The sequence below is a fragment of the uncultured Sphingomonas sp. genome, assembly GCF_964237155.1.
Taxonomy (GTDB): Bacteria; Pseudomonadota; Alphaproteobacteria; order Sphingomonadales; family Sphingomonadaceae; genus Sphingomonas.
This window is the reverse complement of the sequence record NZ_CAXSHH010000008.1, coordinates 52,211-76,293: the sequence shown is the minus strand read 5'-3', so window position 1 is coordinate 76,293 and position 24,083 is coordinate 52,211. Positions and strand designations below refer to the sequence as shown.

The following is a 24,083-nucleotide window of genomic DNA, read 5'->3' as shown; positions in this document are numbered from 1 at the left end:
CGCCCAGCGTGTAGAGCTCGGCGAACTGCGCCTCGTCGTTGGCGTCGGCGATCGAGCCGGGGCGCAGGCCGTCGCCGAGCGAATAGGCGATGTCGTACGCCTTCATGATCTCGGTGATCTCGTCGAAGCGTTCGTAGAGGAAGCTCTCCTTGTGATGGCTTAGGCACCATTTCGCCATGATCGAGCCGCCGCGCGACACGATGCCGGTCACGCGCTTGGCCGTCAGGGGGACGTAGGGGAGGCGGACGCCGGCATGGATGGTGAAGTAATCGACGCCTTGCTCCGCTTGTTCGATCAGCGTGTCGCGGAAGATCTCCCAGGTCAGGTCCTCGGCGATGCCGCCGACCTTTTCGAGCGCCTGGTAGATGGGGACGGTGCCGATCGGCACGGGGCTGTTGCGGATGATCCATTCGCGGGTGTCGTGGATGTTGCGGCCGGTCGACAGGTCCATGACGGTGTCGGCGCCCCAGCGGATCGACCAGACGAGCTTGTCGACCTCGGCCGCGACGTTCGACGCGACCGCCGAGTTGCCGATATTGGCGTTGATCTTGACCAGGAAGTTGCGGCCGATCGCCATCGGTTCGGATTCGGGGTGGTTGATGTTGTTGGGGATGATCGCGCGGCCCCTCGCGATCTCCGAGCGGACGAATTCGGGGGTTACATGGTCGGGGATGCTCGCGCCGAAGCTCTCGCCGTCGCGGACGTGGTCGCGGAGCATCTCGCGGCCGAGATTCTCGCGGGTGGCGACGTATTCCATCTCGGGGGTGATGATGCCGCGCCTGGCATAGTGCATCTGGGTGACGTTCGCGCCGGCCCTGGCGCGGAGCGGGCGCTTGGTGACGTTGGGGAAGGGCTGGACGCCGCCGGACCGGTCGGGGCCGAGCTGGCCGTTATCCTCCGGGCGGAGTTCGCGGGCGGTATAGGGCTCGACGTCGCCGCGCGCCTCGATCCAGGGGCGGCGGAGCTCGGGGAGGCCGGCCATGATGTCGATGTGGGCTGCGGGGTCGGTATAGGGGCCGGACGGGTCGTAGACGCGTAACGGGGGCTCGGAGCAGGAGGGGTCGAGCACCACCTCGCGCATGGCGACGCGATGGGGGCCGACATGAACCTTGCGGCTGCCCCGGATGGGACCGGTGGTGACACCGATTTCGGTGCGCGCGGGATAGTCGGCCATCTGCTCTCTCCATTGCGGGAGGGAGTACGGTGTGGGCCGCCTCTCCCTCCCTACGCCGGTGTCAACCGGATCAGGTTCGGCGGGTCGCGGCTTCGTAGCCGCCTCTCGGACGCCGGACAGCGTCTCCCCGGGGATGACGAAGGAATACGCGCTTCGCGGACCTCGCGCCAACGAAAAGAACCGCCCTCCCAAAGGAGAGCGGTCCTGTCGTGTCCGGCGTCGAAGCCCGGCGGGAGGAGCTTGCCGGCCCTGGGGCCTAGTTCGCCCCGCTGGTACGGATCGTGCCGTTGACGCCCGCCGGGAAGAAACCACCCGAAGTGACGGCCGCGCGATTGTTGTAGACGACGTTGAGCACCTGCGCGGCGGTGCGTCCCAGCGCCAGGCTGTCTCCGTTGGTCGGTACCAGGTTGGCCTCGGCAGCGGTGCCGATGCCCTGGTCGGTGTCGGTCGCCCCGTCCAACCCGTCGCGCGCGTCCGAGATGCGCTGGACGTTGGTGAAGATGGCCGGTGCCGCGAGCCCGCGGGCGTAGAGCGACGAGCGAATCACCCCGTCATGATAGGCCTCGACCGCCAGAATGCCCGCCGCGGCTTCAAGGAACGTCTTGTCGGTGATCAGCCTGGCCGAACCGCGATAGGCGGTCACGCCGACATCGGTCAGGAGATAGGAGCCTATCAGGAAATTCTCGTCGTTCAGGAACGGGTCGAAGATATCGTTAGGCCCGACCACCTGCGCCGCCCGGGCGGCGGCGGTGAACGCCCCTACCGTGGCCGCGCCGCCGATCGTGACGGTGGCGCTGCCCGACAGGTTGATCGCGGGCTGCGCCGCAGCCGCCGCGCCCAGGGCGGAGCGGAGGAACGTGATATGCGCGATCTCATCGGCGGCGATCTCGCGGGCGAACTGCTGCGTCACCGGGTCGGTGAACGAGACCTGCCGCGCCGCGCCCGCGCCACTGCCCGTCGCGACCGCGCCTTGCGTGCCGGTCCCGGCCTGCAACCCCGCCGCGATCCCCGCGCCGGACACGGCATAGGAATAATAATTGCCCTCGAGATACTCGAGCGACAGCGCGAAGTTGAGGATGTCGACGTCCGTGACCCCGGTGGAAGGCGTCGGCGTGGGTTGGGCGATAGGCTCGAAATCGTCGCTCTGATCGTCGCTGCACGCCGCGAGGACGGACAACCCGCCCGCCATGGCCGCCGCGCCGCCGCACATCCGGATGAAGTCGCGCCGCGCCGAGCGCTGGTTTTCCGCCTGGTCGAGCATCTCGAGAAGGCTCTGCTTGTTGCTCATGTTGATAACTCCTCTTGCGCTCAGTTGGCGGCGCTGCTGCGGATGGTGCCGTTGACGCCGGTGGGGAAGAACCCGCCCGCCGTCGCGGCCGCCCGCGTGAGATAGACGATGTTGAGCACCTGGCCCGTGGTGCGGCTGAACGCGATGCCGTTGGCGTCGGTGGGAACGAAGTTCGACGCGGCGGCGGTGGTCGTACCCGCCGAGGTCGTGATCGCGGTCTGCACGGGCGAGATGCCCTGGTCCAGGTCGGCGGTCGTGCCGGTCGTCCCGTCCAGCGAGTCGCGCGCGTTCGAGATCAGGTCGGCGTTGGTGCGCAGCGCCGGGGTGTTCACGCCGCGCGCGTAGAGCGAGCCGCGCACGATGCCGGCATGGAAGGCCTCCACGGCCAGGATGCCCGCCGCCGCGTCGAGGAAGGCGTTGTTGGTGATGAGCGGCGATGCACCCTTATACGCGGTCACGCCCACATCCTCGAAGATGTAGGCGCCGAGCAGGAAGGAGTTGTCGTCGGCGTACGGATCGAAGCTCGCGCCGCCCGGCACTCCGGCCGCCACGGCGGCCGCGGCGAACGGGCCGCCGGCCCCGCCCCGGATGTCGATCGCGGGCTGCGCCACCGCCGCGGTCCCAAGCGCGGAACGCAGGAACTTGACGTGCGCGATCTCGTCCTGGGCGATCTCGCGGGCGTACTGCCGGACGATCGGATCGGCGAACGTTACCTGGCGGCCGCCCACCACATCACCCCGGGTGCCGACGCTGCCCGTCAGGTCCGCATTGTCGAGGCCTCTGCCGAAGAACGCGAAGGAATAGAACTGCGCTTCGAGATATTCGAGGTTGAGCGCGAAGTTCAGGATGTCGTTGTCGGTCGGACCTGCCTGCGCCTGCGCGACGCTCGCGAAGGCGAAGCCGCCCGCTCCGACCACCGCGGCCCCGACCACCGACTTGAAGAAATCGCGCCGCTTGGCGCGGGCGTCGAACGCCTCGATCATTTCGGCAGTGTCGGCCATGAAAATCCTCCTGGAACAAGACGAGCGCATCGTTCGGACGGCGGGCGTCGCCCGATCGTCGTCGCTGGGAGGTACGCTTCGCTCCCATAATGGATGCGAGGCTCGTTAATCGCCCGGAAATAATTTGCGGGGTCCGGACGTTGCCGGTACCCCCGCCCGCGATGCCGCTACCTCCACCGCCGACCGAACGGGATTACGACCGATCGACCCTGGTGGAGGCGATCGTCGCCACGGGAACGGAGGATCGGGCCGCGTTCCAGCGGCTATACCGGCTGACCTCGGCGAAGCTTTTCGGGATCTGCCTGCGTATCTGCGGCACGCGGGAGGCGGCCGAGGACGTGTTGCAGGAAGTCTATCTCATCATCTGGAAACGCGCGGGCGCGTTCGAACCGGGGCGCGCCAGCCCGATCACCTGGCTGGCGACGATCGCGCGCAACCGGGCGATCGACTGGCGTCGGCAGCACCCCCACCGCGTGTCGGGCGGAAGCGAGGAAGCGGACGCGGTCCCCGATCCCAGCCCCGACGCGGTGACGGGTCTCCTCGTGGAGGAGCATGAGCGGCGGCTGTTCTTCTGCCTCGAGGGTCTCGACGGGACGCAGCGCGAAACGATCCGCACCGCCTTCTTCGGCGGGCTGACCTATGCCGAGCTGGCGGGACGGCGCGGGGTGCCGGTGGGCACCGTCAAGAGCTGGGTCCGGCGCGGGCTGGCACGGTTGCGGGCTTGCCTGACCGATGACGCCTGACGACCGGGCCACGGCCGGCGAACTGGCGCTCGGCCTGCTGGACGGCGAGGAGCGCGCCGAGGCGCTCAGGCTGGTGCTGTCCGACCGCGATTTCGCGCTGGAGGTCGAATGGTGGCGCGACAGGTTCGCCGGATGGTTCGCGCAGTGGCCGGAGGTCATGCCGGACGCTGGGCTGGAGGAGCGGATCATCGCCGCCCTACCGGGGTCGGCATCGTCCGGGCCCGGCGTGCCGTCATTCCGGCGGGCGGCAAACCGCTGGCGCGGGGTCGCGGGCGCGGCGACGCTGGCGGCGGCGGGATTGCTCGCGGCGCTGGTGCTCCAGCCCGAGCGTACCCTGCCGCCGCGTCCGTCTGCCCAAGCGGCCATCGGACCCGCGCCGCTGCTGGCGGTGCTGACGCCGACCGACGACGCGAAGCCGCTCGCGGCGTCGGTGGACCGACGAACGGGTGTGATCACGTTGGTGGGTACCATCACACTGCCCGCCGACCGGGTCGCCGAGTTGTGGACGATCGCCGCGGACGGGGTTCCCCGGTCATTGGGCTTATTGGGGGCTGGGGCGCCGCGGCTGGCGGTCGCGCCGGGCGCTCGCGCGCGGCTGTCGCCGACGGTCGTGCTGGCGATCTCGATCGAGCCGCGCGGCGGATCGACCACGGGTTCGCCGACGGGCCCGGTGATCGTCACCGGGCCGCTGACGACGATCTGAGCCCCTAGAAGGTGTAGGTCACGCCGCCCGCGACCGACCATTGGTGCTTGTCGCCGACGTCGCGGACGATCGGCGAGTCCTTGTACCGGCCGAGCAGCCGTCCATACAGGACGCCGCCGCCGATGCCGAAGCCGCGGCGAAGGTCGCCCGACAGGCTCTGGACGCCGAACAAGGAGAAATTCAGCTGCTTCCACCCGCTTTCGCTCGCATCGTAGGCGCGCAGCCCGCTGGCGAGCGTCTGGGACGGGGCGACGCTGTAATAGGTACGACCGTATCCCTTGCCGACGTAATCGGCCGCGACGCCGAGCGAGACCAGCGTCGAGAGCGAGAGCGGCGTGGTGTAGTTGAGCTGGGGCGTGACGACGTAGCTCTTATGCGCGCTGCCGACGTCCTGGACGACGCCGACGCGCGCGGTCAGCGTGTCGAAATCGCTGGTGATGACGCCCGTGCGCGTGACGCCCGCGAACGCCCCCGCCTCGAACGCGGTGTCGATCTTGCCGAGCGCGCGCACTTGTCGGTTGTCGATGCCGCCGACGCGCTCGCGCCGGAACGCGCCGATGACGCCGAGCTCGAACCCGGTGCCGGGTCCGGGCGCGTCGCGGACCAGGTCGACGTAAAGCTGGGTGCCGCGCGTGAAGAAGTCATAGCCGTCGATCCGCCCGACCACGACCGCGCCCGGGATGATGTCGTTGGTGTCCGCGCCGTCGTAATCGGGCAAGCTGACCGCGCCCAGGCCGACGGTGACGCGGGTGCGGGCCTCGTCGGCGGGGATGGCGGGCGGGGAAGCCGCCGGACCCGTATCCTGCGCGAGGGCCGGTCGGGTCAGGAACATGGCTCCGAGAAGGGCCGGGGCGAGAAGGCGCAAAGCTGGAAGTCCTCATCCGAAATCGTTTCAGGGCCGAGGAACGCGCGTCCGGGCGATCCGGGTCCGGGCCGCCCTGCTCAGAACATGTAGCGCATGCGCACCTGTTGCGCGTTCGCCGCACCCACGATCGTGAAGCGCGCGGCGGCGAAGCGGGGCGGGCCGAAGCGGACGACGGGGTTGCGCGAGAAGCCGAACCCCTCGCGCGGGATGCCGGCGAAAGTGTCGAGCCGCTTGTTCCCGTTCTCGTCATGCATGACGGCGGCGGCGTAGTCGCCGGGCGGGAGGCCGTCGAATTGCAGGAGCGGCGCGCCTGCGGGGGCGTTGCGGCGCACGGCCAGCGCGTCGTTGTGGCAGGCGGGGAACGCCTTGGGATTGGCGGTGAGGCAGAGGCGGATCACGCCGTTCGAGGACCGCAGCCCGGCGACGGCGACGTCAAGCCGCCCGACCGGCGTCGCCGCGCCCAGCATCAGGAACGCCGCCGTCGCCCCCAGCATGGCGAGCGGCCTGCGCGTGCGCCCTGGCGAAGTCGCCGACGCCGCCGTCGGTGCCGCAGAGCCGATCCCAGAACCGGAAATAAAGGCCATAATTGCACCCGTAGCGTTCATGGTGTCGCTGGTGATGCGATGCGGTGATCAGCCAGCCCCCCAGCCGCCCCCGCCACATCCACGCAGGAAACACCTCCCACCCCATATGGTTGGTGACACCCATAACCGTCATCACACCCAGCACCAGCCCGAGCGCACCCATGTGTATCGGAATCACGAATACCAGTAGCGGAATTACCACAGCGCCCGTGAGCGCCTCGACCGGGTGGAACGCCATCGCGGCCCAGGCGGTCGGCGGACGGCTGGCGTGGTGGACGGCGTGGGCGAGCTTGAACGGTTTCGGCCGGTGCATCCAGCGATGCGTCCAGTAGAACCAGGTGTCGTGCGCGAACAGGTAGAGGAACACCGACACGGGTAACCACCAGAGCGGGTACGCGTCGATGTCGAGATAGACCCGCGTCCATCCCCGCTCGCGCCAGCCCCACATGACGAGCCCGGCGGGCACGCCGTAGATCGCGGCGGACATGAGGCTCCAACCGATCTCGCGCCGCACCTGCGCGTCGAGCCCCGCATAGAGCCGCGGATGCCGCAGCCGCGTCGCGAACGCGAACCCGCCCGATACGAGCAGGTAGCGCACCCCGACGATCAGCGTCATCGAGAACGCGGCGAGGAGGAGGGCGACGGCCATCCGCGGGGGTATAGGGCAAGCCGGGCGCGAACAGAACCGTCCGTGGCGGGGTCGATTGGGGGTGGGTACGGTTGCACGACCCGGTGTCCCTTGGATCGGGCACGATCATATTATCCGGCGACTTTTGGCGATGGACGATTTCTGAAGCGCGTTTCTGACGTTCCGCGATTGGCGGAAAAGCGAAGGTGGGATGCTGGTTTCCCAACCGTTCGAGACTACTGAAAAACTCGAGTTGCGATAGGTAATTGCGCTCTCTCGTAAGCTTTTAAGGTAACGACTACTCGTGGAGAGATATTCGTGCGCTAATTCCACGTAAGAAGCAAGATTGTACCACATGTCGCAGAAGGACCGACTTTTTCAACAGCCTCGACCGGTTGTGACACGTCGGCCGTCGCTGTTGTGGATTCGGCGTTGATCCTGCTCTCGGCTCAGCAAATGGACAAATCAGAAAGGATTTATTGATTATCAATGTCACTGTTGCCGATTATCAATAATCTGATATGGCGTTCCCTCGAATGGATGATGGGAGACAAGAGGTGGCCAGAACTCCTGATCGGCTGACCCGCATCTCTATATCGGTGGTAGAAATCGTGCGGGTCGCGAATTTGGTCGGCGGAGTCCTTTGTCTCCTAGGATTGCTCGCCAGCGTGCTGGTCGCTGACGCGCTCGAAGCCCGTCTCGTCGCCAAATACGGGACGGAGGTAGGCGGGTCCGCCCTTTATCTTCTGCGGGCGATGGTCTTCCTCGTGCTGCCGACGGCCTACGCCGTCGAGCGGCTGTGTCGAGCTCTCCGGGCGATGCTGCGCACGGTCGAGGACACCGAGCCGTTCGCGGCGGCGAATGCGGCGCGTCTGCGCACGATCGGCTGGATGCTGCTCGCGATCCAGCTACTCGACCTAGCTCTAGGGGCTGCTTCGATCTACGCCCGAAGCCTGCCAATTGACTTCATCACCTGGCAACCGAGCCTCACCGGCTGGATCGGCGTGCTGGTCGCCTTCGTGCTCGCGCGCGTCTTCACAGTGGGCGCGGCGATGCGGGACGACTTGGAAGGCACGGTCTGATGGGATTGCGCGTGCACCTCGACGACCTGCTCCACCAGCGTCGCATGACGCTGACCGAATTGAGCGAGCGAGTCGACATTACACTCGCCAACTTGTCGATCCTTAAGACCGGCAAAGCCAAGGCGATCCGGTTCTCGACCCTAGAATCCATATGCCGAGCGCTTGGCTGCCAGCCCGGCGAAATCCTAACCTTTGTCGAAGGAGATGACTCATGACGTTCTGGCGTGCGCTGACGGCGACCTATGGAGGGAGCCTCGCGTTTTTGGTCGCGTGCCCTCTGCTCGCGTTGGTTCCGGTCGTCTTCGAGCTCCTGCAACACGGGATCGAGGTTCACATCGGCATGTACGACAGCCTCGAAGCAGCCCAGGCGACCGAGCACCACCCGCTCCGCATGGGTTTTGGGATGCTCAAGGTCGCCTCGCTCGTTGTGCCAGGATATTGGATCGTGCGCTATCTCGCCCGTCGTGATCCCGTGTTCGCCGCGCGCGTCGAGCCGACCGCAGTGCGCTTGTTCGCGGGCTTTCTGATCTTCGAGCTGGCGCTCGCCGCCATCCAGCTCTTCCTTCTCCCGCCCTCGGCGACGGTCCTGCTAGTCAGCTTCATCGTCGGCCAGATCATCGGATGTCTGGTCGCGGCCTGGGCGGTGGCCGCACCGCTCGGTGACGCCGCGATCGGCCCTCGGGCATCGGCGGCGATAATGGTCCGGCAACTGCCCTGGACGCTTGCCTTCCTGCTGGCCGCCATGCTGCCGCTGATGATCCCGCACTATGCCCTAGGCGCACTCGCGATCGTCGGACCGAAGCCGCTCCTGTGGCCGGTGCTGATCGCGGACTCGCTTCTGGTCGGATGGCTCGCGGCGGTGATCATCGCCAGCATCTACTTCGCGGCTGTGCGTGCCGCAGGCAAGGCGGGCGTGGCGATCGCGCCGTCCGCGCACGTGACGGCGACGCCGAATGATGAGCCGCTCGCCGCCTGAGACGGCCCTGGGTGTCATCAACTAAACGGCTGAACGTAGAGGATCATGTCATGACGATCGTAAGCTTCAGGTTAGGTGGCGGGCTGACCGCTCTCGTGGTCGCCATGCTCTGGGCCGCCGCGCCCGCCAGATCCGGACAAGCCGGAGAGGATGCCGCCCTGATGAGGCTCGTGGACTCGTTCACGAAAGCGCAACGCGATTACGATCCGGTCGCTCTCACGGAGCTCACCACGCCCGATTACCTCGAGGTTTCCCCAATCGGCGACATCGACACGCGCGAGGAGATGGTGAGCTTCTACGCTCCCGAGAAGAAACGGGTCTCCCCGGCCTTGACCGTTTCGGAACGGCTCATCCGGCGCAACGGGAACGATGCCGTCATCGTCGTGAAGCTCGGCTTCACCGCGCCTGGGCCGAACGGGACCACCCGGGCGGTTGCCATGCGCGCCAGCTTCGTCGCGCGCCATACCGGCCGTACTTGGCGGCTCGCGGCGGTCCATTACACGCCCGTGCGGTCCCAAGGTTCATAGCGGGGGGACGATCGTGACCGCGGCGGCTGGGATCGTGACCGCGGCGGCTGGGCAAGCCTTCACCTCGGCACGCTCCGAGCTGCCGATGATCTATGTGCTGCTCTCCCTCGGAACGGTCGAGCTGCTGGTCGTCCACCTGCTGGTGAACCTGTGGAGCGTTGTCGCCGCGTGGCTGCTCTCCGCCATTACCCTACTCGGTATCGCTCAAATCGTGGCGATCGTGCGCCGGATAAAGCATCGGCCTACCCTGTTAATAGGTGACGGTCTGGTTATTCGTTCGGCCAGGGGGTTCGAGGTCGCGCTCTCCTGGGACCGCATCGCCGCCATCGTTCCGATCGGGTTCGGCCCTGCCCCGATCGGCGATGACGTGATGAACGCTGCGCTCCTCGCCCATCCGAATGTGCATGTGACGGCGACGCAAGCGTTCACCGTCAAGCGCCTCGGACGCTCGATCACCGCCTCATCTCTCACGCTTCGGGTCGACCAACCCGACGCGCTGGTTGATGCCGTTCAGCATTGGCTCAAAACTGGTGTCAAAACCGAACGAGACTATTGAAAAATTCTAGTTGCGATAGATGATTGCGCTTTCTCGTAAGCTTTGAAAATAACGACTACTCGTGGAGAGATATTCGTGCGCTGATCTCACGTAAGAAGCAAGATTGTGCTACGTATCGCAGAAGGACCGACTTTTTCAACAGCCTCGTTCGGTTGTGACACCGGCAGAGAGGCGCTTTCGCGCGCCGCCGTCCAGGATTGGACAGGCCACGGGCAAGCGGGCCGCAACCGGGTTTGAACAGATCCGGCGGGATCCGAGCCGGTCGCGGCGGGAGCGGCTGGTCGGATCAGTCACGGCGTCGATCGATGTCCCGTAACTCCCCCAGCAGCGCCTCCATCCTGTCGTCGGTCGGGGCGGTTCCGAAGGAGGCGCCCAGGAGCGTGCCGATCGTCGCGGCGGGACTCGCTGGCTTGTCCCCCTCGCGGTGCTGCCCGAAGAGGTACTCGAGCATGAACGGGGGGCGTTCGCGCGACTTGATCAGGTCCGCGCCGGGGAAGCTGACGGCCAGCCGCAGGCCCGCGACGGAGGAGACGTTGCGCAGCGTCCGGCGCGCGCTGGTCCAGATATGGCCCACCACCTCGCGGCGTTCGACCTCGCCGGGCTCGTGGACGGTCGCGAGGCGGTGGAGGGCGTAGAGGCCGAGGAGCGACGACAGGAGGAAGAAAAACTCCCAGTGTGTGAACATCAGGCCGAACACCTCGCTCGTCCCGCGCGGGCTCGACCAGTCGACATGAAGGGCGATGCGGCGGCGGGCGAAGAAGTCGGCGGTGAGCCCGCCGACCACCGGGGCCAGGCCCGCGGCGACGGCGCCGACCAATGCGGTCGTCGCCATGTAGCTGGTCGCGGATCCCGCCGGGCTGAGCTTCATCACGATGTTGCCCGACGCCAGCCCGACGCCCGCGCCCGCCGCGCCCATCGCGACATGCAGCAGCGCCAGGTACGCCACGCGCGCCTCGGTCCCGGCGATCTGGCTGGTCAGGCTGATCCCCAGGATGCTCGCGATGAAGAGCGGGGTCGCGGTGGCGAGGATCGACTTGTTCGAGAAACGGTCGCCGAGCGCCCCCCAGCCGCGGATGACCGCGACGTTGGCCAGCTGGCTGACGACGCTGAGCATCAGCACGAAGCTCATGGAAAAACCGAGCTCCCGGACCAAATAGACGGTGAAGAAGGGCGTCGCGAGGTTCACCGCGAACTGCCAGCTCGCGAGGTAGCGGAGCATGTTGCCGAAGTTCCGGTCGCGTAGGGGATGCCAGAGGAGCCGGTGGAGCGGCGCGGTCGGTCCGGGGGGCGGCATCTGCGGCTCGGGCACCCGGGCCAGCGACGCCGTGCTCAGCAGGCCGCAGGCGAAACCGAACAGGTAGAGCGCGCAGAAAACGCGGTCGCCCGCCCCGCGCGATCCTCCGGCGAGGGCGAGCGCGCCCGCCGCGGCGACGGTGGCGACGACGCTGACGAGCGTGCCGTAGAACGCGCGCCTGGAGAAGAAGCGCCCCAGGCGATCGGGCGGGATCAGGTCGCGCATCCAGCTGTTCCAGGTGCATGCGCCGATCGCGTTCAGGCCGTAATGGACCAGCGCCGCCGCGATCAGGGTCGCGACCGCGACGTCGCGGTCGGCGACGAACGGGACGGCGGCATAGACCGGCAGCGCCAGGCGCGCGCCGAACACCGCCGCGACCGAGATCAGCCGCCGCTTGCGGACATGTTCGACCAGCTTGACCGTCGGGGCCTGGAGCACCTGGGTCAGCAGCGGGACCGCCGCGAGGATACCGATCTGGACGCCGGTCGCCCCGATATGGAGCGCGAGCGCGAGAAGGACCACGCCGCTATTCAGCGCGCCGATCGCCGTCGCCGCGGCGGCATCGATCAGGAGGAACCTGAGTCCCCGCTCCCGCTCGTCCGGGGTGATCGTTTCCTGCGGCGACAACATCGATGCGTCCTTGCGCCGTCTAGGTGCCGACGTGCCGGCCGCGTCGTCGGCGTCTCAATGCGCGAGGAGGCTTGGTGGGCGCGCGCTTACCCGGTCCGCCGTTCGAACAGTCGCGTGCGTCCGTCGCGGTAGTCGACCTCGCCCGCCGCGCGAAAGCCGACCGCCTCCGCCAACCGAACCGAGCGGGTGTTGGCGTGGTCGACGATGCAGACGGTGCGGGCGATCCCTTGGCCGTCCGCCCAATTCAGCAGCGCCGCGACCGCTTCGCGCGCATAGCCTCGGCCGTGCGCGGCGGGGGCAAAGGCCCAGCCGGCTTCGGGCGTGCCCTCGAAGCTTGGGCGCGTATCGCGGCGCGAGTCCTTGAGTCCGACCTCGCCGAGGAACACGGCCGTCGCGGTGTCACGCACGGTGAAGTAGCCGTAGGAAAGCAGCGTCCAATGGCCGACATATCGCTGGAGGTTGCGCCAGCACTCCTCGCGCGACAGCGGGTGGCCGCCGATATGCTCGGTCACTTGGCGGTCGGCCCACATCGCCGCCATCTCGTCCAGGTCGGCGGGCATGTGCGGCCGGAGCGTCAGCCGCGCGGTGTGGAGGGTGGGTCCGGTCACTTCCGGGTCGATAACGTGGAACAACGGCCCGGAGGAAAGGATTTCTCATGGCCGGCCGGAACCGCTAGACCACTGCCCGATGGCGTATCCCTCCAACGACAATAGTTGCGATGTCGCGATCGTCGGGGCGGGACTGGCGGGCGGGCTGCTCGCGCTGGCGCTCAAGCGGAAGCACCCCGAGCTCGACGTGCGGCTGATCGATGCGGGCGACCGCGTCGGTGGCAACCACCTCTGGTCGTTCTTCGGGACGGACGTGGCCGAGGAGGACCGTTGGCTGCTCGCGCCGCTGGTGGTCCACGGATGGCGCGATTACGACATCGCGTTCCCCGCGCATGGGCGCACGATCGCGGCGACGTATTACTCGATCGAGAGCTTCAGGCTCGACGAGGTGGTGCGCGCCGCCTTGCCGCCGCATGCCGTGATGCTGAGGAGGATGGTCGGGAACGTATCGCCGACCGCGGTCGTATTCGTGGACGGCGACCGGCTGGAGGCGACGGGCGTGATCGACGCGCGCGGGGTCGGCGACCTCGCGACGTTGGAGCTGGGCTGGCAAAAGTTCCTGGGCCGCGAGATCGCGTGCGACGCCGCCCACGGCGTGGAACGCCCGGTGGTGATGGACGCGACCGTCAAGCAGATCGACGGCTATCGCTTCGTCTACGTCATGCCGTTCTCGGACACGCGCCTGTTCGTCGAGGACACCTATTACAGTGACTCCCCCGTCTTGAACGTCCGCGCGGTCTCGCAGCGGTTGGACCGCCACGTCGCGGACAAGGGATGGACCGGCGAGACGGTTCGCGAGGAGCAGGGCGTGCTCCCCGTCGCGATCGGCGGCGATTTCGAGGCGTACTGGCGATCGGGCGGGGCCAAGGTCGCCAAGGTCGGGATGCGCGCCGGGCTGTTCCACCCTACCACGGGCTATTCGCTGCCCGACGCGGTGCGCACCGCCTGCATGATCGCGGGACAGCGCGATTTCACGGGCACGGAGCTGCACCGGTTGACGCACGAGCATGCGCGCACGACCTGGAAGGGGCGGCGCTTCTATCGGATGCTCGACGCCATGCTGTTCCGCGCGGCGGAGCCGGACGGCAGGTACCGCGTGCTTGAGCGTTTCTACCGGCTCGATCGCCGCCTGATCGGCCGCTTCTACGCGGGACGGTCTACGACGGCCGACAAGGCCCGCATCCTCATGGGCAAGCCCCCCGTTCCTATCGGGCGCGCCCTTCACGCCATTCGAGGCATCAGATGAACGAAATGACGGTGAACGCCATGCGGCCGACGGGCGGCGCTTCCCGGAGCGCGGTCGTGATCGGATCGGGCTTTGGCGGGTTGGCGCTGGCGATCCGGCTGCAATCGGCGGGCGTGAAGACGACGATCTGCGAGGCCCGCGACCGTCCAGGCGGGCGGGCCTATTATTGGGAGCGTGACGGCTTCACCTTCGACGGCGGGCCGACGGTCATCACCGATCCGCCGTGCCTGCAGGAATTGTGGGCATTGACGGGCCGCGACATGGCCGAGGATATCGAGCTGATGCCGGTGTCGCCCTTCTACCGGCTTAACTGGCCCGACGGCACCAACTTCGACTACACCAACGACGACAAGCTGCTCCGCTCGGAGATCGCCAAGCTCAACCCGGAGGATAATGCGGGGTACGACCGGTTCCTCGAATATTCGGCGGGCGTCCACCGCGAGGGATACGAGAAGCTGGGCTCGGTAGCGTTCCTCGACTTCGCATCGATGATCAAGGCCGCGCCGGCTCTGGCCAAGTACCAGGCGTGGCGGTCGGTCTATTCGATGGTGTCGAGCTTCGTGAAGCACGAGAAGCTGCGCGAGGCGTTGAGCTTCCACACGCTGCTGGTCGGGGGCAACCCGATGACGACCAGCGCGATTTATGCGTTGATCCACAAGCTGGAGCGCGACGGCGGCGTGTGGTTCGCCAAGGGGGGCACCAATCGGCTGATCGCGGCGATGGTCACCCATTTCGAGCGGATCGGCGGGACGATCCGGTTGAACGATCCGGTGGTGAAGATCGAGACTCTGGGCGAGCGCGCGACGGGGGTGGTGACGCAGGGCGGCTATGCCATCAACGCCGACATGGTCGCGTCGAACGGCGACGTCATGCATTCCTACCGCGACCTCCTGTCCGACTCGCGCTCGGCGCAGCGGACGCGGGCGAAGCTGGAGCGCAAGAAATATTCGCCCTCGCTTTTCGTCACGCATTTCGGGATCAAGGGCACCTGGCCCGGCATCCCGCACCACATGATCCTGTTCGGCCCGCGCTATAAGGGGCTGCTCGACGACATTTATACGCACGGCGTGGTGGGCGAGGACTTCTCGCTCTACCTCCACCACCCGACCGTCACCGATCCCTCGCTCGCGCCCGAGGGGCATTCGTCCTTCTACGTGCTCGCCCCGGTGCCGCACCTGGGCAAGTTCCCGCGCGACTGGGACGAGGTCGCGCCCATCCTGGAAAAGCGCATCCTGGACGAGGTCGGGCGGCGGTTGATCCCCGATATCCACGAGCGGATCGTGACCAAGTTCTCCTACACGCCCAAGGATTTCGCGACCGATCTCGGCGCGCATCTGGGCAGCGCCTTTTCGCTGGAACCGGTGCTGACCCAGAGCGCATGGTTCCGCGTCCACAACCGCGACGACACCATCGCCAACCTGTATTTCGTCGGCGCGGGCACGCATCCGGGCGCGGGCATCCCGGGCGTCGTCGGCAGCGCCAAGGCGACCGCCAGGCTGATGCTGGAGGAAGCACGGGTTTGAAGCGCGTCGCGGTATATTGCGGGTCGGCGACGCCCGCCGACCCGGCTTACATGGACACCGCGCGCGAAGTCGGCCGCGTGCTCGCCAAGCGTGGGATCGGGGTCGTCTATGGCGGCGGTCGGCTGGGGCTGATGGGCGCGGTCGCCAATGCTGCGCTCGCGGCGGGGGGCGAGGTGGTGGGGGTGATCCCGCAGGCGCTGGTCGACGCCGAGGTCGCGCACCGGGGGCTGACCGAGCTTCACGTCGTGTCGGGGATGCATGAGCGCAAAGCATTGTTCACCGACCTGTCCGATGGGTTCGTCACGATCCCGGGCGGGACGGGGACGATGGACGAATTGTGGGAGGCGCTTAGCTGGGCGCAGCTGGGGTACCATGCGCTCCCCGTCGGGCTGTTGAACGCGGTCGGCTATTATGATGGGCTGGTCGCGTTCTGGGCCAAGATGGTCGAGGTCGGCTTCGTCCGTCCGCAGCACCGCGACCTCCTCCTCGTCGCGGATACGCTGCCCGACCTGCTCGATCGCATGGCCGCGCACGTGCCGACGCAGCCGATCGTGCGGATGAGCGCGGCCGACCTTTGAGCGGCGAAGCGGCCACCCGCGCGGCGATCGTCGAAGCCGCGCGCCTATCGATCGCGCGGGGGTCCAAGAGCTTCGCGGCGGCGTCCAGGCTGTTCGATCCGGCGACACGCGAGCGGGCGTGGCTGCTTTATGCCTGGTGCCGGCGGTGCGACGACATCGCCGACGGGCAGGATCATGGGGCTATGATGAGTCCGGTTGACGATCCACACGCCCGGCTCGCGGCGATGCGCGCAATGACCGGGGCCGCGCTGGCGGGCGAGGCGGTCGGCGACCCCGCCTTCGACGCGCTGCGAATAGTCGCGGGCGAGTGCGGCATCCCGACGGTCTGGGCGCGGGACCTGCTGGACGGCTTCGCGCTCGACGCGGACGGCTGGCGGCCGCGGACCGCCGACGACCTGCATCGGTATTGCTACCATGTCGCGGGGGCGGTCGGGTTGATGATGGCTGTGGTGATGGGGGTCGATCCGGGTGACGACGCGACGCTCGACCGGGCGTGTGATCTGGGATTGGCGTTCCAGCTCGCCAACATCGCGCGCGACCTGGACGAGGATGCGCGGGCGGGGCGGTGCTACCTGCCGACCGAGTGGCTGGCGGAGGTCGGGATCGCGCCGGACGCGCTGCTGGATCCGGCGAACCGGACGGCGCTGGCGGGGCTCGGGGCGCGGCTAGCGACGCAGGCGGAGCGGTACGAGGCGAGCGCGCGGGGCGGCACGCCCGCGCTGTCGTTCCGGTCGGCCTGGGCGGTGCTGGCGGCGGCGGGCATCTATGGCGACATCGCACGGGCGGTACGCGCGCGCGGGATCGCAGCGTTGGAGCAGCGGGTCATCACGTCCAAGGCGGCCAAGCTCGGCTGGATCGCGCGATCCTTGGGACAGACTGCGGGACGTGAGCGGTATGCGGGAGAAAGGCGCGCCGCCGATCTGTGGACGCGCCCGCAGGCGGTTTAGCCGCGCCGTGCCTTGGCGTCAGCGCGGACCATGCGTAGACCGTTGGCGCGGCAGGTGCCGCTGACGACGGGAAAATCGAGATCGGTATGGCGAGCCAGCGCATTCGGAAGAGCGGCCCGGCACTGCGCGACGCTTTGGTAGCGGACCGGTTCGACCCGCGCTTCGCTGCACATCGACTGGCCGTCGCCGCAGCCCAGGATCGCCATCACGAAGTACATCGGTTCCATACGCAAACCTCCTCACTTGGGTTAGGAAACCGTTCGTCGACGGATCGGTTCCGTTCGACTTGCGGAACGGGCCGATACGGATCATCCTTCCGGGCAAATACACGGGGGAGGACGACCATGCGCATCGCCACCAAGCTGTTGTGCCTCATGACGGCGGCGCTGCCCGCCGCCGCGTCGACCCAGACCGCCGGAACCGCCCCGCCCCCGCTGATCGAACGCGCCAAGCTGTTCGGCAATCCGAGCCGGACGGGCGGGCAGTTGTCGCCCGACGGGCGGTGGATCAGCTTCCTGGCCCCGCGCGATGGGGTGATGAACGTGTGGGTCGCGCCGGTCGCGACACCCGACCAGGCCAAGCCGCTCACCGCCGAGAAGCTGCGCCCGATCCGCACGACCTTCTGGTCGCCGGACTCCCGCCAGGTGATGTTCATCAACGACGCGGGCGGCGACGAGAACTTCCTGCTCTATGGCGTCGACATCGCGAGCGGGGCCCAGCGCAACCTGACGCCGTTCACCAAGACGCGCGTCTTCACGGTGAATGTCAGCCGGGCGGTGCGCGACCGATTCCTGATCGGTGTCAACAATCGCGACCCGCGCTGGCACGACCTGTACAGCGTCGAGCCCGCGACGGGGAAGCTGACGCTCGTCTTCAGGAACGACGGCTATTCGGACATGATCGCCGACGAGCAGTTGAACCTGCGCCTGGTCGCCAAGCCGCGCGCCGATGCCGGAACCGACTGGCACCGCGTGGTCGACGGCAAGGTCGAGGTCGCGCCGGTCGTCAGCTTCGGGTTGGACGATTCACAGACCACCGCGCCGCTCGATTTCACGCGCGACGGCAAGACGCTCTATTGGACCGACGGGCGCGGGCGCGATCGGGCGGCGATCTTCGCGCAGGACGTGGCGACCGGCCGCATGACGCCGGTTGGGGAAAGCGCCAAGGCCGACGTATCGAACGGGTTGTTCGATCCCCGGACCGGGCGGCTTCAGGCGTTCAACGACTATTACTTGAAGAATGACTACGTCGCGGTGGACGAGACGGTTCGCGGCGACCTCGCCTTTCTGAAGGAGCAGGGCAAGGGCGAGTTCACCGTCACCTCGCGCACGGACGACGACGACGAATGGCTGGTGGCGTTCGATCCGGTGAGCGCGCCCGCCTCGACCTGGGTGTACGACCGGCGCGCGAAAGGGCTGACGCAATTATACATCAGCCGGCCCGAGCTGGTCGGCGCGCCGCTCCGCCCGATGGAGGCCGTCGAGATACCGACGCGCGACGGGCTGACGATGGTGTCGTACCTGACCCGCCCCGCCGGGGCGGCGAACGCCCCGATGGTGCTGCTGGTGCATGGCGGACCGTGGGCGCGCGACGGGTACGGATACAATTCGGCCCACCAATGGCTCAGCAACCGAGGTTACGCCGTGCTGTCGGTCAACTATCGCGGCTCGACCGGGTTCGGGAAGAAGTTCGTGTCGGCCGCCGACGGGCAATGGGGCCGCAAGATGCATGACGACCTGATCGACGCGGTCGACTGGGCGGTCGGGCGCGGCGTCACCGCGCCCGACAAGATCGCGATCATGGGTGGATCGTACGGCGGCTACGCGACGCTCGCCGGGCTGACCTTTACCCCCGACAAGTTCGCGTGCGGCGTCGATATAGTCGGGCCGTCGAACCTCCAGACGCTGCTGAAGACGATCCCGCCCTATTGGGAGGCGGTGAAGCTGCAATTCTACAAGCGGATGGGCGATCCCACGACCGAGGCCGGGCGCGCGATGCTCACCGAGCGAAGCCCGCTGACCCATGTGGCCCGCATCAAGCGGCCGCTGCTGATCGGGCAGGGCGCGAACGACCCGCGCGTCAACGTCGCCGAGTCGGACCAGATCGTGGAGGCGATGAAGGCGCGGAACATCCCGGTGACGTATGTGGTGTTCCCCGACGAGGGCCACGGCTTCGCCCGGCCCGCGAACAACATCGCCTTCAACGCGGTGGCGGAGAATTTCCTGAGCAAGTGCCTGGGTGGTCGCGCGGAACCGGTCGGCGGAGCGCTGGGCGCGTCGAGCGCGCAGGTGAAGCACGGCGCGGAGCATGTGGCGGGGCTGACCGCCACGACGGCGGCGAGGTAGTTTCCGGTACTTCGCCGGCCGGTCTCACGGCGGACCGCGCGCGCTTGCACGGCGGGCGCGTCCGCCCGACATTAAGCGACGATGCCCCCCGCCTCCCTGACCCCCACCAGCACCGAGCCGCTCTGGCCGACGCTGCGCCGCTTCCTGCCTTATCTGTGGCCCAAGGACGCGCCTGCGCTGCGCGGCCGGATCGTGGGGGCGATGCTGCTCGTGGTCTGCTCCAAGCTCGTCCAGGTATTCGGCGCGGCCTACACGCTGAAATACGCGGTCGACCGGCTCGCCACGGGCGAGCGCGCGGGCGTGTCGATCGTCGTCGGGCTGGTCGCCGCCTATGCGCTGTCGCGGTTCATGGGGACGCTGTTCGACAATGCGCGCAACGCGGTGTTCGAGCGGGTGGGGCAGGACGCGGCGCGGCGGCTGTCGGCCGACGTGTTCCGGCATCTCCACCGCCTGTCGCTCCGCTTCCACCTCGAACGACGGACGGGCGCGGTCACCAAGGTGGTCGAGCGCGGGACCAAGAGCATCGATACGATGCTGTATTTCCTCCTGTTCAACATCGCGCCGACGATCCTGGAACTGGTGCTGGTGCTCGGCATATTCGGATCGAACTTCGGCTTGTGGCTGGTCGCGGCGACGCTCGTGATGGTCGCCGTCTATATCGTCTTCACGCGCAAGGTGACCGATTGGCGGAACGCGCTGCGGGTGCGGATGAACGACCTCGACACCGGCGCGGTCGCGCATGCGGTCGACTCGCTCCTCAATTTCGAGACGGTGAAGTATTTCGGCGCGGAGGGGCGCGAGGCCAAGCGCTACGACCGCGCGGTGACCGCCTATACCGACGCGGCGGTGAAGAACGAGAACTCGCTCGCCTGGCTTAATATCGGGCAAAGCCTGATCACCAACGTCATGCTGGCGGGCGCGATGGCGGCGGTCGCCTATGGCTGGTCGACCGGGCGCTTTACGGCTGGCGACGTGGTGTTCGTGTCGACGCTGCTGGCCCAGCTGTTCCGCCCGCTCGACCTGCTCGGCATGGTGTACCGCACCATCCGCCAGGGCGCGATCGACATGGCGGCGATGTTCGACCTGCTCGATACGGGGGCGGAAATACGGGACGCGCCCGACGCACGGCCGCTCGTCGTGACCGGCGGCCATGTCCGGTTCGAGAACGTGCGCTTCGGATATGAGGGCGAGCGTGAGATCCTGGGCGGCGTGGATCTGGACGTACCGGGCGGCCGCACGCTCGCCGTCGTGGGTTCGTCCGGCGCGGGCAAGTCGACGCTCGGGCGGCTGCTGTTCCGCTTCTACGACGTGAACGGCGGCCGGATCACGATCGACGGGCAGGACGTTCGCGACGTGACGCAGGCGAGCTTGCGCGCCGCTATCGGCATCGTGCCGCAGGACACGGTGCTGTTCAACGACACGATCGGCTACAACATCGCCTACGGCCGCGAGGACGCGGACGAGTCCGAGATCCGCGAGGCGGCGCGCGGCGCGTCGATCGACGGGTTCATCGAGCGCCAGGCGCACGGCTATGGCACCCGCGTCGGCGAGCGCGGGCTGAAGCTGTCGGGCGGCGAGAAGCAGCGCGTGGCGATCGCGCGCACGCTGCTGAAAAACCCGCCGGTGCTGATCCTCGACGAGGCCACCTCCGCGCTCGACAGCCGGACGGAGGCGGACATCCTGGACACGCTGGAGCGGATCGAGCGCGGGCGCACCACGATCGTCATCGCGCACCGGCTATCCACGGTCGTCGGCGCCGACGAGATCGTCGTGCTCGATCAGGGCCGGGTCGCCGAACGCGGCACCCACGCGCAGTTGCTCCGGCGCGACGGGCTTTATGCCGACATGTGGACGCGCCAGCAGGCCGAACGGGAGGAGCCGGTCGCCCTGGCGGCGGAATGAGCGCAGTTGCGCCTTTCCCGGCGGTCATCTTTATGGAATGGCAGTCAATCTCATGAACTTCGAATGGCACCTAACCGGCAGCGAGCGCCTGACCCGTAAGCGTGCCACGGTTCGTAAGCGTCGGCTCAAGTCTCCGAAGCTTCGAATGCAGCCTGCCGGGATCGAGCGCAGGATGCCCCGCCGCACCCTGGCGCGCGCGGCACCCGACGGTGTCCTGGCATACGAACCGTTCGCGAATGACGAGGAGGCGATGTCGTTTGTCGAGGCGATGATGGATGAGCTGTTCGCCGACCTCGACGGGGTTGAAGGCAGGCATTGAGACGAGGCGAGTTGTGGAGCGCGGCTACGGGATCGGGCTACGGCAGCAAGCCGCGACCGGTGATTCTGGTCACCGCGCAAGCTTACCTGGGTCTTTCGATCAAGTTGGTAGCCCCACTGAGCAGCGATCTAAAGCACTTATCGTATTTGCGTCCGGTCATCATACCCGATCCGATCAATAATCTGCGCGAGCTCTCAGCTGTCATGGTAGATGTGTTGATAGCAGTCCCCAACGCTAAATTCGGACGCAAGTTTGGAGACCTGAGCAGGGACGACTTGGCACGAGTCGATGCAGCACTCGTGGCGGTACTGGGGCTGACCGCATGACCGACCCCCTGCCCCACCTCCAGCGTATCTTCGGCTTTCCCGATTTCCGAGGCGTCCAGCGCGAGGTGGTGGACCGGGTGCTGCGTCAGGAGCGTACGCTCGCCGTCATGCCGACGGGGGCGGGCAAGTCGCTGACCTATCAGCTGCCCGCCGTGATGATGCGCGGAACCTGCGTGGTCGTGTCGCCGCTGATCGCGCTGATGCACGACCAGCTACGCGCGGCGGAGGCCGTGGGCATTCGCGCGGCGACGCTGACGTCTGTCGACACCAACCAGGCGGAGACGCGCGCGCGGCTTCGGGCGGGCGAGCTCGATTTGCTCTATGTCGCGCCCGAGCGCGCGTCGGGGGACCAGTTCCGCAGCCTTCTGTCCGAGGTCGATCTCAACCTCTTCGCGATCGACGAGGCACATTGCGTCAGCGAATGGGGGCACGATTTCCGCCCCGACTACCGGCTGATGAAGCCGTTGATGGACTCGTTCCCGGAGGTCCCCCGGCTGGCGCTGACCGCGACCGCCGACGCGCATACGCGCGCCGACATACTGGGGCAGCTCGGCATCCCGGCCGACGGGCTGATCGTGTCGGGGTTCGACCGGCCCAACATCCGCTATCACATCGCGCCCAAGGCGGGGGCGCGGCAGATCGCCGATCTGATCCGGAAGGTGCCGGGGCCGGGCATCGTCTATTGCCAGAGCCGCGTCGGCACCGAGAGGATGGCGGCGGCGCTGGCGGGCGCGGGGCGGCCGACGCGCGCGTACCACGCAGGGCTCGACCCGGCGATCCGCGCGCGGAACCAGGCGGACTTCGTGCGCTCGGAGGACATGGTGATCTGCGCCACCGTCGCGTTCGGGATGGGGATCGACAAGCCCGACGTCCGCTTCGTCATCCATGCCGGGCTGCCCAAATCGATCGAGAGCTACTACCAGGAGACGGGCCGCGCGGGCCGCGACGGCGATCCGGCGGTGGCGCATTTACTCTGGGGCGCGGAGGACTTCGTGCGTGCGCGCCAGCGGATCGGCGAGGTCGAGCCCGAACGCCGCGAAGGCGAGCAGACGCGGCTCCAGTCGCTCTCCACGCTGGTCGAGACGGGCGGCTGCCGGCGGCGCGTGCTGCTCAAGCATTTCGGCGAGGACCGGGCGGAGGATTGCGGGAACTGCGATAATTGCCTCGGGAGCTCGGGCGCGCTCGACGCGACCGAGCTGGCGCGCAAGTTCCTGTCGGCGGTGTTCCGGACGGGGCAGATGTTCGGCGTCGGCTATATCGAGCAGGTGCTGACGGGGAAGTCGACCGAGCGCAGCCTGATGAACGGCCATGAGAAGCTGTCGGTATGGAACATCGTCGAAGGCGAGGAGGCGGCGCTGCTGAAGCCCGTCGGCCGCGCGCTGCTGCTGCGCGACGCGCTCCGGGCGAACGAGCATGGCGGGCTTGAGTTCGGTCCCGGCGCGCGGCCGCTGATCAAGGGCGAGGCGACGTTGGCGGTCGCGCCCGCGCCCGTGCGCGAGCGGCGTCGTCGCGGCGAGCCCGCGCCGGTCGGGGCGGAGGCCGACGATCCGCTGTTTGAAGCCTTGCGCGAGAAACGGCGCGATCTGGCCAAGGCGGCGGGGGTGCCGCCCTACGTCATCTTCCACGACTCGGTCCTCCGCGACATCGCCGCGCGTCGCCCGGCGAGCCGCGCCGAACTCGCCGTCCTGTCGGGCATCGGCGCGCGCAAGCTCGACGCGTACGGCGATGCGTTCCTTGAGGTGGTGCGCGAGGCGGCGTGACGCGGACGCGGGGTTGCGATAGTCGCGACGCCATGATCCGCCCCCTGAACGACGCCGTCGCCGTCGCGCCCCAGATTCGGCCCGAGGACATCCCCGCCATCAAGGCCGCGGGCTATGTCGCCATCATCAATAACCGCCCAGATGAAGAGGAGCCTGGACAACCCTCGGGCGCTTCGATCCGGGCCGCCGCGCAAGCTGCGGGGCTCGGCTATGCCGCGGTGCCCGTCGGCCATGCCGGGTTCGGCCACGCCCAACTCGACGCGATGGCCGAGGCGCTGCGCGGCGCGGACGGGCCGGTGCTCGCTTATTGCCGGTCGGGGACGCGATCGTGTCACTTATGGGCGCTGGCGGCCGCCAAGGCGGGACGCGATCCGGGGCTGCTCGTCGCGCAGGCGGAGGCCGTGGGATACGACCTGCGGCCGATCGGGCCGATGCTCGACGCGCTCGCCGCCGAGGCGCGGTCGTCCACTTGAACTGG

General features: G+C 67.9%; 26 protein-coding genes and 1 riboswitch. Of the genes, 17 read left to right on the top strand and 9 right to left on the bottom strand.

Annotation, left to right across the window (positions count from 1 at the left end; genetic code table 11):
* The 3 genes from thiC to ACFE71_RS03655 form a co-directional block, all read right to left on the bottom strand.
* A partial coding sequence (thiC, locus tag ACFE71_RS03665; RefSeq protein WP_375427456.1) for a phosphomethylpyrimidine synthase ThiC occupies positions 1 to 1,174 on the bottom strand: 1,174 nt, incomplete at its 3' end.
* 30 nt (positions 1,175 to 1,204) lie between these two features.
* Positions 1,205 to 1,314, bottom strand: a riboswitch (TPP riboswitch).
* A 116-nt stretch (positions 1,315 to 1,430) separates the two neighbouring features.
* Entirely contained in the window at positions 1,431 to 2,462 is a 1,032-nt protein-coding gene (locus ACFE71_RS03660; protein WP_375427455.1) for a ferritin-like domain-containing protein, read from the bottom strand.
* Positions 2,463 to 2,482: 20 nt separating this feature from the next.
* Positions 2,483 to 3,463 carry a ferritin-like domain-containing protein gene (locus tag ACFE71_RS03655; RefSeq protein ID WP_375427454.1) on the bottom strand — a complete coding sequence of 327 codons (981 nt, stop codon included), beginning with the start codon at positions 3,461 to 3,463 and terminating at the stop codon, positions 2,483 to 2,485.
* 161 nt (positions 3,464 to 3,624) lie between these two features.
* Here ACFE71_RS03655 and ACFE71_RS03650 point away from each other — a divergent pair, with 161 nt between their 5' ends.
* Complete coding sequence (locus ACFE71_RS03650; RefSeq protein WP_375427453.1) at positions 3,625 to 4,206, top strand: sigma-70 family RNA polymerase sigma factor; 582 nt, start codon at positions 3,625 to 3,627, stop codon at positions 4,204 to 4,206.
* Positions 4,196 to 4,909, top strand: coding sequence for an anti-sigma factor domain-containing protein (locus tag ACFE71_RS03645; RefSeq protein ID WP_375427452.1), 714 nt, complete (start codon positions 4,196 to 4,198; stop codon positions 4,907 to 4,909). Before ACFE71_RS03650 ends, ACFE71_RS03645 begins: the two co-directional genes overlap by 11 nt.
* 4 nt (positions 4,910 to 4,913) lie before the next feature.
* On the opposite strand, the gene ACFE71_RS03640 is transcribed toward ACFE71_RS03645, so the two are convergent.
* The 3 genes from ACFE71_RS03640 to ACFE71_RS03630 form a co-directional block, all read right to left on the bottom strand.
* The gene (locus tag ACFE71_RS03640; protein WP_375427451.1) at positions 4,914 to 5,741 is read right to left on the bottom strand and encodes a MipA/OmpV family protein; all 828 of its coding nucleotides are present in this window, start codon (positions 5,739 to 5,741) and stop codon (positions 4,914 to 4,916) included.
* Positions 5,742 to 5,851: 110 nt separating this feature from the next.
* Entirely contained in the window at positions 5,852 to 6,268 is a 417-nt protein-coding gene (locus ACFE71_RS03635; protein ID WP_375427450.1) for a DUF2141 domain-containing protein, read from the bottom strand.
* Positions 6,207 to 7,007: a sterol desaturase family protein gene (locus tag ACFE71_RS03630; RefSeq protein WP_375427449.1), complete on the bottom strand. Its 801-nt coding sequence runs from the start codon at positions 7,005 to 7,007 to the stop codon at positions 6,207 to 6,209. The genes ACFE71_RS03635 and ACFE71_RS03630 overlap by 62 nt, the downstream gene beginning before the upstream one ends.
* 536 nt (positions 7,008 to 7,543) lie before the next feature.
* Between ACFE71_RS03630 and ACFE71_RS03625 the strand changes: the two genes are divergently transcribed.
* From ACFE71_RS03625 to ACFE71_RS03605, 5 genes are read left to right on the top strand one after another with little or no spacing between them, the layout of a single operon-like run.
* Positions 7,544 to 8,068, top strand: a complete 525-nt coding sequence (locus ACFE71_RS03625) for a DUF2975 domain-containing protein (RefSeq protein WP_375427448.1) — start codon at positions 7,544 to 7,546, stop codon at positions 8,066 to 8,068.
* Positions 8,068 to 8,283, top strand: a complete 216-nt coding sequence (locus ACFE71_RS03620; protein ID WP_375427447.1) for a helix-turn-helix domain-containing protein — start codon at positions 8,068 to 8,070, stop codon at positions 8,281 to 8,283. The genes ACFE71_RS03625 and ACFE71_RS03620 overlap by 1 nt, the downstream gene beginning before the upstream one ends.
* The gene (locus tag ACFE71_RS03615; RefSeq protein WP_375427446.1) at positions 8,280 to 9,044 is read left to right on the top strand and encodes a hypothetical protein; all 765 of its coding nucleotides are present in this window, start codon (positions 8,280 to 8,282) and stop codon (positions 9,042 to 9,044) included. Before ACFE71_RS03620 ends, ACFE71_RS03615 begins: the two co-directional genes overlap by 4 nt.
* 50 nt (positions 9,045 to 9,094) lie before the next feature.
* On the top strand, positions 9,095 to 9,571 hold the full coding sequence (locus tag ACFE71_RS03610; RefSeq protein WP_375427445.1) for an SgcJ/EcaC family oxidoreductase: 477 nt from the start codon (positions 9,095 to 9,097) through the stop codon (positions 9,569 to 9,571).
* Positions 9,572 to 9,584: 13 nt separating this feature from the next.
* Positions 9,585 to 10,127 (top strand): hypothetical protein, encoded by a 543-nt coding sequence (locus tag ACFE71_RS03605; RefSeq protein WP_375427444.1) that lies wholly within the window; start codon positions 9,585 to 9,587, stop codon positions 10,125 to 10,127.
* A gap of 286 nt (positions 10,128 to 10,413) precedes the next feature.
* Here the strand turns inward: ACFE71_RS03605 and ACFE71_RS03600 are convergent, their stop codons facing one another.
* Together ACFE71_RS03600 and ACFE71_RS03595 are read right to left on the bottom strand one after the other, a co-directional pair.
* The gene (locus tag ACFE71_RS03600; protein ID WP_375427443.1) at positions 10,414 to 12,051 is read right to left on the bottom strand and encodes an MFS transporter; all 1,638 of its coding nucleotides are present in this window, start codon (positions 12,049 to 12,051) and stop codon (positions 10,414 to 10,416) included.
* An 86-nt stretch (positions 12,052 to 12,137) separates the two neighbouring features.
* Positions 12,138 to 12,659 carry a GNAT family N-acetyltransferase gene (locus ACFE71_RS03595; protein WP_375427442.1) on the bottom strand — a complete coding sequence of 174 codons (522 nt, stop codon included), beginning with the start codon at positions 12,657 to 12,659 and terminating at the stop codon, positions 12,138 to 12,140.
* Between the two features lie 79 nt (positions 12,660 to 12,738).
* Here ACFE71_RS03595 and crtY point away from each other — a divergent pair, with 79 nt between their 5' ends.
* The 4 genes from crtY to ACFE71_RS03575 are packed head-to-tail and all read left to right on the top strand — an operon-like array spanning position 12,739 to position 16,953.
* The gene (crtY, locus tag ACFE71_RS03590; protein WP_375427441.1) at positions 12,739 to 13,905 is read left to right on the top strand and encodes a lycopene beta-cyclase CrtY; all 1,167 of its coding nucleotides are present in this window, start codon (positions 12,739 to 12,741) and stop codon (positions 13,903 to 13,905) included.
* Positions 13,902 to 15,428, top strand: a complete 1,527-nt coding sequence (locus ACFE71_RS03585) for a phytoene desaturase (RefSeq protein ID WP_375427440.1) — start codon at positions 13,902 to 13,904, stop codon at positions 15,426 to 15,428. Before crtY ends, ACFE71_RS03585 begins: the two co-directional genes overlap by 4 nt.
* Positions 15,425 to 16,006: a TIGR00730 family Rossman fold protein gene (locus ACFE71_RS03580; protein ID WP_375427439.1), complete on the top strand. Its 582-nt coding sequence runs from the start codon at positions 15,425 to 15,427 to the stop codon at positions 16,004 to 16,006. Before ACFE71_RS03585 ends, ACFE71_RS03580 begins: the two co-directional genes overlap by 4 nt.
* Positions 16,003 to 16,953, top strand: coding sequence for a phytoene/squalene synthase family protein (locus tag ACFE71_RS03575; RefSeq protein WP_375427438.1), 951 nt, complete (start codon positions 16,003 to 16,005; stop codon positions 16,951 to 16,953). Before ACFE71_RS03580 ends, ACFE71_RS03575 begins: the two co-directional genes overlap by 4 nt.
* Here the strand turns inward: ACFE71_RS03575 and ACFE71_RS03570 are convergent.
* Positions 16,950 to 17,180, bottom strand: coding sequence for a hypothetical protein (locus ACFE71_RS03570; RefSeq protein WP_375427437.1), 231 nt, complete (start codon positions 17,178 to 17,180; stop codon positions 16,950 to 16,952). The genes ACFE71_RS03575 and ACFE71_RS03570 overlap by 4 nt on opposite strands.
* Before the next feature lie 117 nt (positions 17,181 to 17,297).
* Here ACFE71_RS03570 and ACFE71_RS03565 point away from each other — a divergent pair, with 117 nt between their 5' ends.
* The 6 genes from ACFE71_RS03565 (at position 17,298) to ACFE71_RS03540 (ending at position 24,078) form a co-directional block, all read left to right on the top strand.
* Positions 17,298 to 19,298 (top strand): S9 family peptidase, encoded by a 2,001-nt coding sequence (locus ACFE71_RS03565; RefSeq protein WP_375427436.1) that lies wholly within the window; start codon positions 17,298 to 17,300, stop codon positions 19,296 to 19,298.
* Positions 19,299 to 19,379: 81 nt separating this feature from the next.
* Positions 19,380 to 21,200 carry an ABCB family ABC transporter ATP-binding protein/permease gene (locus ACFE71_RS03560; protein WP_375427435.1) on the top strand — a complete coding sequence of 607 codons (1,821 nt, stop codon included), beginning with the start codon at positions 19,380 to 19,382 and terminating at the stop codon, positions 21,198 to 21,200.
* 37 nt (positions 21,201 to 21,237) lie between these two features.
* On the top strand, positions 21,238 to 21,519 hold the full coding sequence (locus ACFE71_RS03555) for a hypothetical protein (RefSeq protein WP_375427434.1): 282 nt from the start codon (positions 21,238 to 21,240) through the stop codon (positions 21,517 to 21,519).
* A 59-nt stretch (positions 21,520 to 21,578) separates the two neighbouring features.
* Entirely contained in the window at positions 21,579 to 21,845 is a 267-nt protein-coding gene (locus tag ACFE71_RS03550) for a type II toxin-antitoxin system PemK/MazF family toxin (RefSeq protein ID WP_375427433.1), read from the top strand.
* On the top strand, positions 21,842 to 23,605 hold the full coding sequence (recQ, locus tag ACFE71_RS03545; protein ID WP_375427432.1) for a DNA helicase RecQ: 1,764 nt from the start codon (positions 21,842 to 21,844) through the stop codon (positions 23,603 to 23,605). Before ACFE71_RS03550 ends, recQ begins: the two co-directional genes overlap by 4 nt.
* A gap of 32 nt (positions 23,606 to 23,637) precedes the next feature.
* On the top strand, positions 23,638 to 24,078 hold the full coding sequence (locus ACFE71_RS03540) for a TIGR01244 family sulfur transferase (protein ID WP_375427431.1): 441 nt from the start codon (positions 23,638 to 23,640) through the stop codon (positions 24,076 to 24,078).
* The last annotated feature ends 5 nt before the right edge of the window (positions 24,079 to 24,083 follow it).